6 protein-coding genes and 1 pseudogene are annotated in these 9865 nt (G+C 40.7%); 2 read left to right on the top strand and 5 right to left on the bottom strand.

Annotation, left to right across the window (positions count from 1 at the left end; genetic code table 11):
* Nucleotides 1–218: pseudogene (locus CDZ78_RS14220) on the bottom strand (IS6 family transposase); the annotation flags it as partial.
* A 128-nt stretch (nt 219–346) separates the two neighbouring features.
* Nucleotides 347–829, bottom strand: coding sequence for a type 3 dihydrofolate reductase (gene folA / locus CDZ78_RS14215; protein ID WP_087870600.1), 483 nt, complete (start codon nt 827–829; stop codon nt 347–349).
* Nucleotides 830–938: 109 nt separating this feature from the next.
* On the opposite strand from folA, the gene CDZ78_RS14210 reads away from it, so the two are divergent.
* Nucleotides 939–1520, top strand: coding sequence for a PhnA domain-containing protein (locus CDZ78_RS14210; RefSeq protein ID WP_087870601.1), 582 nt, complete (start codon nt 939–941; stop codon nt 1518–1520).
* A 241-nt stretch (nt 1521–1761) separates the two neighbouring features.
* On the opposite strand, the gene glnE is transcribed toward CDZ78_RS14210, so the two are convergent.
* From glnE to CDZ78_RS14195, 3 genes are all read right to left on the bottom strand, one after another.
* Nucleotides 1762–4629, bottom strand: a complete 2868-nt coding sequence (gene glnE / locus CDZ78_RS14205; protein WP_230991093.1) for a bifunctional [glutamate--ammonia ligase]-adenylyl-L-tyrosine phosphorylase/[glutamate--ammonia-ligase] adenylyltransferase — start codon at nt 4627–4629, stop codon at nt 1762–1764.
* A gap of 253 nt (nt 4630–4882) precedes the next feature.
* On the bottom strand, nt 4883–6637 hold the full coding sequence (locus tag CDZ78_RS14200) for a DEAD/DEAH box helicase (RefSeq protein WP_087870598.1): 1755 nt from the start codon (nt 6635–6637) through the stop codon (nt 4883–4885).
* A gap of 181 nt (nt 6638–6818) precedes the next feature.
* Nucleotides 6819–8156 (bottom strand): IS701 family transposase, encoded by a 1338-nt coding sequence (locus tag CDZ78_RS14195; protein ID WP_087869433.1) that lies wholly within the window; start codon nt 8154–8156, stop codon nt 6819–6821.
* 469 nt (nt 8157–8625) lie between these two features.
* Between CDZ78_RS14195 and CDZ78_RS14190 the strand changes: the two genes are divergently transcribed.
* A complete protein-coding gene (locus tag CDZ78_RS14190) occupies nt 8626–9741 on the top strand; it encodes a glycosyltransferase (protein ID WP_087870597.1) in 1116 nt (371 codons plus the stop codon).
* The last annotated feature ends 124 nt before the right edge of the window (nt 9742–9865 follow it).

The following is a 9865-nucleotide window of genomic DNA, read 5'->3' as shown; positions in this document are numbered from 1 at the left end:
TCTCCTTTGACTTTAATATAGGTTTCGTCCATCCGCCACCGCCGATTAACAGGACGCTTCTTTTTATGAAATTCTTTCTCTAATTCAGGTGCATAATTTATCACCCACCGATTAAGGGTGCTGTGGTCAACATGATAGCCTCGTTCTTCAGCTATTTCCTCAAGATTGCGATAACTGAGTGGATAAGCCAAGTACCATCTGACATTTAGGAGAATGATTTATTTTTCAAAATGACGCCATTTAAAACTAAGCATATGAACCTTATTTTATTCGAATTGTGACTCATGATAGCAGGTAACGCGGAGAAGTGAACTTTATGCGACAGAACCGAAAATACTTAGCAAGTTTATCTGTCCAGGATAATAAAACTGTAGTTAAAATCAACACTGCTATCATCATTTATATCTTCCCGAGAAATTTCTTGCCACTGTTCTTTGTTAATTTCCGGGAACCAGGTATCTCCATTAAATTCTTTTTGTATTTCAGTGACATATAATCTATCGGCGCGTGACAGGGTGGCTTCATACAGTGTAGCGCCGCCAATCACAAATACTTCAGCACTACTTGTACAGCTTTGCAATGCACTATCTAGATCATTAAAGACAGAGCAGCCCTGTTGTTGATAATGTGGATTACGACTGATAATAATATTTTGTCGGCCAGGCAAGGGACGACCTATGGATTCAAACGTTTTTCGGCCCATAATAATAGGCTGTCCCATGGTAATTTTTTTAAAATTTTTAAGATCAGCAGATAAGTGCCAGGGCATTTGATTATTTAGACCAATCGTACGATTCATAGCCATAGCGACAATAAGAGACAGTTTCATATTTTGGCGTGTTTCCCAGTTTGTGTGTGATGAAATATTACATGATTTTTGCTTAGGCTATAGAAAAAAAGCGATAATATACCCTACATTTTTTATTAAAGAGCTTTTTATGAGTACAGAACAAACTTTATTACAACGTAGTGATTCCAAGTGTGAGCTATGTACAGCGGAACAAAATCTGGCCGTTTATAAGCTGGCACCTGAGAATGAAGATAGTGTTGAAAAATCAGTCTTACTATGTGATACATGCCAGGGTCAAATCTCCAATCCAGAAACAATGGATTCCAATCATTGGCGCTGCCTTAATGATAGTATGTGGAATCCGGAACCAGCCGTTCAAGTGATGGCATGGCGAGTTTTACAGTATTTATCGGCTGAGTCCTGGGCACAGGATTTATCAGATATGCTGTATTTAGAGCCAGAAGTTCTCAGTTGGGCAGAGTCAGCTAGTATTGCTACACACATAGAAGATGATACAGAAGCTACAGTGGATAATAATGGTAGCAAATTAGCAGCAGGAGATACAGTTACACTAATTAAAGATCTAGATGTTAAAGGGGCAGGATTTACTGCTAAGCGCGGAACTGTTGTTAAAAATATTTCATTAACAGATAACCCCAAACATATTGAAGGGCGTGTTAATGGGGTACGAATAGTATTGGTTGCGGACTACTTGAAAAAGGTAAATTAAAAATCCCTGAAATAAACCAATCACAATCAGGGTAGTGTACCTGGAAGCGATAGCGAATAAGGTTTCACACAAACCCTATAGTTTGTACGCGTGTTTTCTACATACTGTTACTTAGAAGATACCATATATTCAAAGACTTGTATTTTTGTTAGTTAGAGGTACTGTTATATAGAGTGTTACAAGCTATATTTCCAAATAAGAGTATTGGTGAAAGGCGTTATAAATCATATTAAGTACGACTTTAAAGCATAATATCTTGCCAAATATCAGCCACCTGCTTACGTATTTCAACTAATTCTTCTTGTGTAACTAAGGCTTTATTGCCTTGCAGGGCTTCTTTATGTCCCCGGTCACGAAAAATACAATAGGCTTGTTTTAAGGTGCTGACATATTCCTGGCTTAGCAGCTGCTGTTCAGCCAAGGCATCCAATAAGCGCATATTATCGGTAAATTTTGTTAGCTCAGGATGTTTTTCTGACCAGGCTAAAATACAGAACTGTACGATAAATTCAATATCGGTAATACCGCCTATCCCTTGTTTTAAATCAAAGATTTCCTTATTACTCTTAGCCAGTATTTCGCGCATTTTCTCACGCATTTCCCGGACTTCCTGCTTTAAATCGCTTTCATTTCTTGTTAGACATAAGATTCTATCGCGGATTGCTTCATATTTTTCCTGAGTTGCTGTATCACCAGTAATAAAACGACCTCTGACAAGAGCCTGATGTTCCCAGGTCCAGGCTTCTTTTTTCAAGTAATTTTCATAGCTATTTAAAGGCGATACTAATAAGCCAGAATCACCACTGGGGCGTAAACGCATATCTATTTCATAAGCCATACCTGATAACATTTGCGTATTAAGCAGGCTACGGATTCGTTGTCCTAACGTGGCATAAAACTGCGCACTACTGCTTTGTTTACGTCCATCCGTTAAGGCATTATTATCGGGATAATCGCAGATAAAAACCAAATCCAGATCAGAAGTATAACTCAGCTCTACGCCACCTAATTTACCAAAACCCAGAATACCAAAGCACATCTGTAATTCGCTGGTATCGGGGGGGATGCCATGTTTTTCCGACAAAATAGTCCAGGCAATTTTTACCGCCTGCTCTAAAATCACTTCGGCGATATAGCTTAAATAATCACTGACCACCATAAGCGGCGCAGCCCCCATAATATCGGCGGCAGCGACTCTCAGCACATTGATTTGTTTGAACTTACGTAAAGTAAACATTAATTGTTCAATGTCCGATGGGTCACTACGTGCAAGTTGTTCAGCTAATTGCTGTTGTAGCGCCATCTTATCTAATGGATCATAAAGTGAGCGTGTATCCAGTAATTCATCAAATAATGACGGATATTTGGATAAATACTCACTAATCCATGAGCTGGCAGCAGTAAGTGTAAGTAACTGCTGTAAGGCGTTATCATTTTCTGCTAATAATGATAAATACACATTACGTCCGGCCAAAGCTTCAAATAATGCACATAAACGCTGTAGTACTAAGCTGGCATTTTTTTCTTTAGCTAGTGACTCTAGAATTTTAGGCACTAGTTTGTTCAGTGTATTTGTACCTTTCGTGGTTAAGCGTTTAATTGCAGAGGTTGTTTTAAGTTGCTCAAGTATGTTAAATATTTGTTCGGGTTGTTGATAGCCTAGTTCAGATAACCGATTTAAGCATATTTCTTCATCTGTTTGCTCCATCCATATTTGTTCACTACATTGCGGTGCTTTATCCATTTCCTGAATAGAAAATACGCCGATAAAAACACTGTGTACTTGTTGGCGTATCTGATCCAGGGCAGATTTAAAATCATCCCAATTCTGGTAACCTAGCGAAAAGGCCAGAATAGCCTGATCACGTTCTGATCTGGGTAAATCGTGTGCCTGCCTGTCTTGAAATTCCTGAATATGATTTTCCACTCGACGCAGAAACCGATAAGAACTTATCAGTTGTTTGCTATCTTCAGCCGAGATTAGATCCTTTTCCCCCAACAAAGCAAGAATAGGCTGAATACTTCGCTCTTGTAATGCGGTATCTTGCCCACCACGTATTAGTTGAAATGCCTGACCGATAAACTCAATTTCACGAATACCTCCGGGACCGAGTTTTACGTTTTCCATGCGATCTTTACGCTGTAGTTCCAGGGTGATCTGTTGTTTTAGCGAACGTAATTCTTCAAATGCGCCATAATCTAGATAACGGCGATAAACAAACGGTTTAATCATTGCCATAAACTGCTCACCCCCCTGTTTATCGCCAGCGACAGGACGAACTTTGACCATCGCATAACGCTCCCATTCACGCGCCTGTGTTTGATAATAGTTTTCCAGACCATCAAAAGTCATAATGACAGGGCCACTATCGCCAAAGGGACGTAAACGTATATCAGTTCTAAAGACAAATCCATCGGCAGTGATTTCATCCAGAACTTTAACCAGTTGCCGGCAAATACGACTAAAAAATTCACCGTAGCTAGTTTCTTTGCGATCTGCTAAAACACCATCCTGCTGATAGGCAAAAATTAAATCTATATCGGAAGAGTAGTTAAGTTCCCAGGCTCCTAATTTTCCCATGCCTAACACAACCAGACCTTGCTCAGTACCATCAGCTAAAACAGGAGTTCCACGTCTATGACAAGCCTGCTGATATAAATAATCCAGAGTAAACTGAATGCAACTTTCTGCCAATGCTGTTAAATCTGATAGTGTTTCATTGAGGTCAGACCAGCCGGCGAGGTCACGCCAGGCGATACGCATCATTTGTTTATTACGAAACTGGCGCAGAATTTTCATCAGCTCAGCATCATTCTGGATATCGTAGTTGCTGAGTTGGTTTGTATAGTTGTCACGGACAGCAGTGCTAAATAAATCACCGCTGCTCATTAAATCCAGTAGAAACTGAGGCTGGCGACTAGCTGTCTGGGCAACAAACTCACTGCAACAAAAGACTTTAGGCAGTGTGCTGATGATATCCTGGTTTTCAGGTAACTCAAGTGCTAATCGCTGGAGAGAGTCCGTGAAATTCTGGATATGCAGATTAGTGGTATCGTGCAGTTGAGAGGGAATGGTGTCTAGGGAAAACATGGGATCCTCTAAATTCAATATTAGCTTATCTCGTGCCTTGTCCAGTATGTAATAAACAATGAGTTATGCTGTAGGCTGGGTTAGATTATCTAGCGTCGCGCAGATAACGTAACCCAGCATTTTATGAACTGCCTAAGATGCCGGATTACGTTTTTATTGCTTCACAAAAAAATCTAACCCATCAGCCTACATTGTAATATTTTGTTATTTAATACAATATTCCTTAACTTAATGGCTGTGAGGCGGAACGTAGGAACGAGGTTGGTTTTTATTATGAAGACTTACTTCTACGTGGTTTTCTACGTGGTTTTTTATCAGATTTTTCACCACTTCTACGTGAGTCCTTTTGCTGTCTAGGGACTTCCCCTTCTTTGACCGGAGCAATATTAAGTTTTTGTCCGGCAACCCGTGTTGCTTGCAGACCTTGAAAAACCTCGTCTGGCATACCTTTGGGTAAATCAACAATACTAAAGTCATCGTGCATATCAATCTGGCCGATTTCTTTACCATTTAACCCTGCTTCATTAGCTATCGCACCAACAATATTGCCGGGTTTTGCGCCATGGTCTTTACCCACTTCTATACGGTAGCGCTGCATACTGCCCTGAATAGCTGAGCCTCCTTTACGACGTACGGAACCACTTTCTCTATCCCTGCCTCGGTCTCGATCACGCCCTGAGCGCTCTTTTACTTTAGCCTGTTTTTTCAATAATAAAGGCTCATCACCCTGGACCAGTTTTGCTAGAGCAGCGGCTACTTCAATTGCCGGAACATCATGTTCGGTTTCGTATTGTTCAATAATTTTTGTGTAGAACTCTAATTCTTCATTGGCCAGGGTGTCAGTAATTTGCTGCTTAAAACGATTAACACGTTTATCGTTAATCATTTCAGTCGATGGCATTTCCATTAACTCGATACGTTGCTTGGTCGCACGTTCTATCGCGCTTAGCATACGTTTTTCACGTGGGGCGACAAATAAAATCGCATCCCCAGTTCTACCGGCTCGTCCAGTACGACCAATACGATGCACATAGGCTTCGGTATCGTAAGGAATATCATAGTTAATTACATGACTGATACGCTGTACATCTAGACCACGTGCAGCAACATCGGTAGCGACTAAAATATCCAGTTTGCCATTTTTTAATTTGGTAATGGTTTTTTCACGCTGGTTTTGTGCTAAATCACCGTTAATTGCCGCCGCTGAAAAGCCGCGTGCTTCTAGTTTTTCTGCCAGTTCGATAGTTGAGTTTTTAGTACGCACAAAAATAATCATGCCATCAAAAGTCTCAGCTTCTAATATGCGTGTTAGCGCATCCAGTTTATGCACGCCACTAACTGTCCAGTAACGCTGGCGAATGGTCTCGGCAGTAGTGGTTTTAACTTTAATGGTGACATGTTCAGGATCACGCAAATAATTATTAGCAATACGACGGATAGCCGTTGGCATTGTCGCTGAAAATAATGCGATTTGACGTTGTTCCGGTAATTGTTCTAGCACCCACTCAACATCATCAATAAAACCCATGCGTAACATTTCATCGGCTTCATCTAGAACCAGGCATGTTAAATTATTTAGTTTTAAAGTGCCTTTACGCATATGATCCATAACACGCCCAGGAGTACCAACGACAACATGCGCGCCACGCCTTAGCATACGTAATTGCCCTGAGTAATCCTGTCCACCATAAATGGGAGCAACATGAAAACCTTTAATAAATTTAGCGTATGTTTGAAAGGCTTCAGCAACCTGAATTGCCAGTTCACGCGTAGGAGCCAAAACCAGCACTTGAGGGTCTTTTTGTTGCAGGTCTAGTTTTGATAGTAAAGGTAAGGCAAAAGCGGCTGTTTTTCCGGTTCCAGTTTGAGCCTGGCCCAGAACATCTCTACCCTCGAGAATAAGTGGAATTGTTTGTGCCTGGATCGGAGAGGGGGTTTCATAGCCTACTTCATCCAGTGCTTTGAATAGTGGATCAATAAGGTCTAAATCTGAAAATTTTGGAAGTGATGATACTTCGAAGGTCATTAAGCGTTCCTACTAGTTTGTTTGCGTCAACAGAGTCTGTACTGCTCCGTTGTGGTATACGATGAGTGTATCTAGGTAGAATATAAAAAAGCTACCAGACATTAAAAATTTATGCACTATAATACCCTACATACCCTTTTTATGCGCGTCTTATTATAGACTGAAGTTTCCTAGAAATTCATCAAGCGACCATGCGTAACAAAACGGTTACCACCGAATTTACAGGGGAGCTGCTGTATTTGGGGCAAACCCTTTCAAAATCCGGGTCCAAAGCAGCTTCGGCAATGATACGCCGGATATCTGAAAAGGCAAAACTGGTCCGCCCCTTTACTTTGTGCCGACGTTCCGGATTGGTTTTTAAACGATCAGCATAAATCCACGTTAACGTTGTTGCCATCATACAGAAGTTCAGGTGGTTGGTCACTGCCTGCGCATTACGGCACTGGCTTTTCTGGCTACCTATGTCCTGCTTGAGTTCTTTGAACCCGGATTCGATTTTCCACCTTGCCCCGTAATACTCGATAATCTGTGTGATGGATAAATTTAAATCGGTAGTAAACAAAGCAATCCACTGCGTGCGACGAAACACCCAGACAACCTGAACGGGCCGTTTCAATGTTTTCAGCATGACAACACGACTATAAGCACTAACTTCACGCTGCTTTCCATAGAGATTCACGTTGTAAAACCGAGCCTCTTGTTGTACTGTTTTTGCCATGTCTGTAGCCGAGCCTAGACGCTGACCATACTTTTTATTCCGGCCCCGCTGCTTTGGTTTTCTTTTTTCTGGAAGGTCATACAACACATTATTGCACCTTAACCGAGAGAGAATATTAAACCGGTTCCCGATAGCTTTGTAAGCAGGCTTCCATAGGCCATTATTGCCAAACCAGCTATCAGTAACTGCCAATATGGGGACGGTGGAAAAATGTTCTGCAATTTCAATCAGCATTTGAGCCGCCTGAGCCATCTTGGTCTGGAAAGGAACTACTTCCCCTCTTATCGTGGCTGTCTCTTTTTTTCCCTGAATTGTTTTTAAGGGCAGATAAAACCGGAAATCTAAAAATAAGCACGCCCAGCGACCTTTGACCTGTTTCAACAACCCCACCGATACAATATTTTGTGCCCATGGATATTTGCTTTGGTTCGACTTGGCCGCGTGGTCAAAAATTGCTTCACAACCGAAGATTTTCTTGCCTACTTTAGTGATAATGGAGTCATCCAAACCAACCAATATGCGGCCATCAGTTTCAGGGGACGGGATTAGCCCCCAGATAGTTTGCCATAGCCCAGCCCACGGTAGCGTTGGAGAAGCCATGAAAGTGTAAAATCGCTTATTCTTGATCTCAAACCCAAACAGCGTATCAAGGCAACGCCAAAGGTTAGATGTCATCGACGACGTAAAGGGAACGATAATGGACAGGATCGTGTAAACAAACAGAGAGGCTCGTTCGCGGCCTAAAGTGGTTTCGGAAAAATGATATTGAAGCGGGAGTAAAATATCGCGTAAAATGAACATGAATGAGGCCGTTTTGTTTGTATAATCAATGAGTTAACATCTTTTATTATACAAACAAAACAGGTCTCATTCATCATTAACCTGTTGTTTTTTAAGTAAATTCAAGGGTTTTAGCAAACGGAATGCCAGTGTTATTAGGGAATGCTAATATTTATTAAAAATAAGCACTAACTAATATTCTTATGCTTTAAAAACTAGGAAACTTCAGTAATGGTCTTACAGGTATTAAACAGCAACTTGGTTGTTCAGTTGAGCAGGTAATGCATGCAATTGAAGAGTACATAAACTACTTTTTTGTGCAAGCTCTACAATTAGACCCTTTCATCTTAGAGCAAGAAGCTTTAAATCAAGGGGAACTGTGAAATTTTATGTGATTTTGAACTCCGAAACTTGAGATATAATAAGTCAGCATAAAGTATATGGCTATGTATTTTGAACTTTTTAATAATATACAAAAATAGGCACAAAATTGAAACAACTGCTTTATATCATTCGCCGTAATAGCGGTCAAGGTGGCGCTGAAAGAGTTGCAGAAAGACTCGCTGCTAGTTTTAGTGATCAGTTTGAAGTATACAGGCTATGGGCTGGAAACCAATTTAATGGCCAGAAAATACCTGGATTTTCTGGGATATTGTGGTGGCGGCACTGGCGCTATGCTCATTATATAAACCGGTTAGCTATTTATAAGCAGAACAGTGTAGTTTATAGCCTGGAAAAAGGCCCGACTTGTGATATTTATCGTGCGGGGGATGGCGTTCATAGAATAAATATGTTGGGTAAATATGGGAGCAGTAAGGCCTGGATGGTTAATCCAGTACATTGGCTAATGCCGAAGCTAGAAAGAAATAGCTTTGAATCAGCGCGCTACATTATAGCTAACTCTGAACTGGTTCGTTCCCAGGTGGTTTCTGCTTACCCACACGTTGAACATAAAATGGTGACTATTTATAACGGTTTTGATGAGCAAACTTTCAAGCTGTCACAAATTGATAAACTCACGCTGAGGAAACAACTAGAGTTACCATTAGATGCTGATAAAATTTTATTATTATCAGGTTCAGGTTTCGAACGTAAGGGCTTGCATCATGCAATTGGTATTGTAAAAAATTTACATGAACGAGGATGTAAAGCTTATCTAGTGGTGGTTGGTAAAGGTGATAGTAGTTATGTAAAAAAGCTGATCAACCAGACAGGACTCATCGAATTTATTTTATTTAAGGGTTTAATAAATAACGTTGCTCAATATTATCAAGCGTCTGATATGTTAGTTTTATTAACTAGACATGACCCTTTTGCAAATGCATGCCTGGAAGCCTGGGCCTGTGGCTGCCCTGTGATAACAACCAGAGATAATGGGGCATCCGAGGTAATGAAGCCTTTTTCTGGCTTGCTTGTTGATGATATTTTGCATAAAAAGGCAATTGGGCAATGTGCAGAATACATAATGCAACAAGCATTTGAAGCTCCAAAAATTGCAGCGAGTGTAGAGTTTTTAACCGCAGATAAAGAAAAAGCGGCTCATTTGGAAATTGTAAATAAAGTCTTTACCGAGAAATCAGCTGAGGGGCATAAAGCCAGATTCTAACCTGAAGAAATCAAAAGCCTTACACTTCAGATCTTCACACCCTTCCCATGCGTATTAAAGTAAATACAATTCTAGTACTGAAGTTTCCTAGAAATTCATCAAGCGACCATGCGTAACAAAACGG

The sequence above is a fragment of the Bathymodiolus platifrons methanotrophic gill symbiont genome (assembly GCF_002189065.1).
GTDB lineage: Bacteria > Pseudomonadota > Gammaproteobacteria > Methylococcales > Methylomonadaceae > Methyloprofundus.
This window is presented reverse-complemented; position numbering and strand designations above follow the sequence as displayed.

Excerpts from the sequence above, each read along its gene's own strand:
- CDZ78_RS14195 (WP_087869433.1), bottom strand. The coding sequence starts at position 8,156 with ATGTTCATTTTACGCGATATTTTACTCCCGCTTCAATATCATTTTTCC.
- folA (WP_087870600.1), bottom strand. The coding sequence starts at position 829 with ATGAAACTGTCTCTTATTGTCGCTATGGCTATGAATCGTACGATTGGT.
- CDZ78_RS14200 (WP_087870598.1), bottom strand. The coding sequence starts at position 6,637 with ATGACCTTCGAAGTATCATCACTTCCAAAATTTTCAGATTTAGACCTT.
- CDZ78_RS14210 (WP_087870601.1), top strand. The coding sequence starts at position 939 with ATGAGTACAGAACAAACTTTATTACAACGTAGTGATTCCAAGTGTGAG.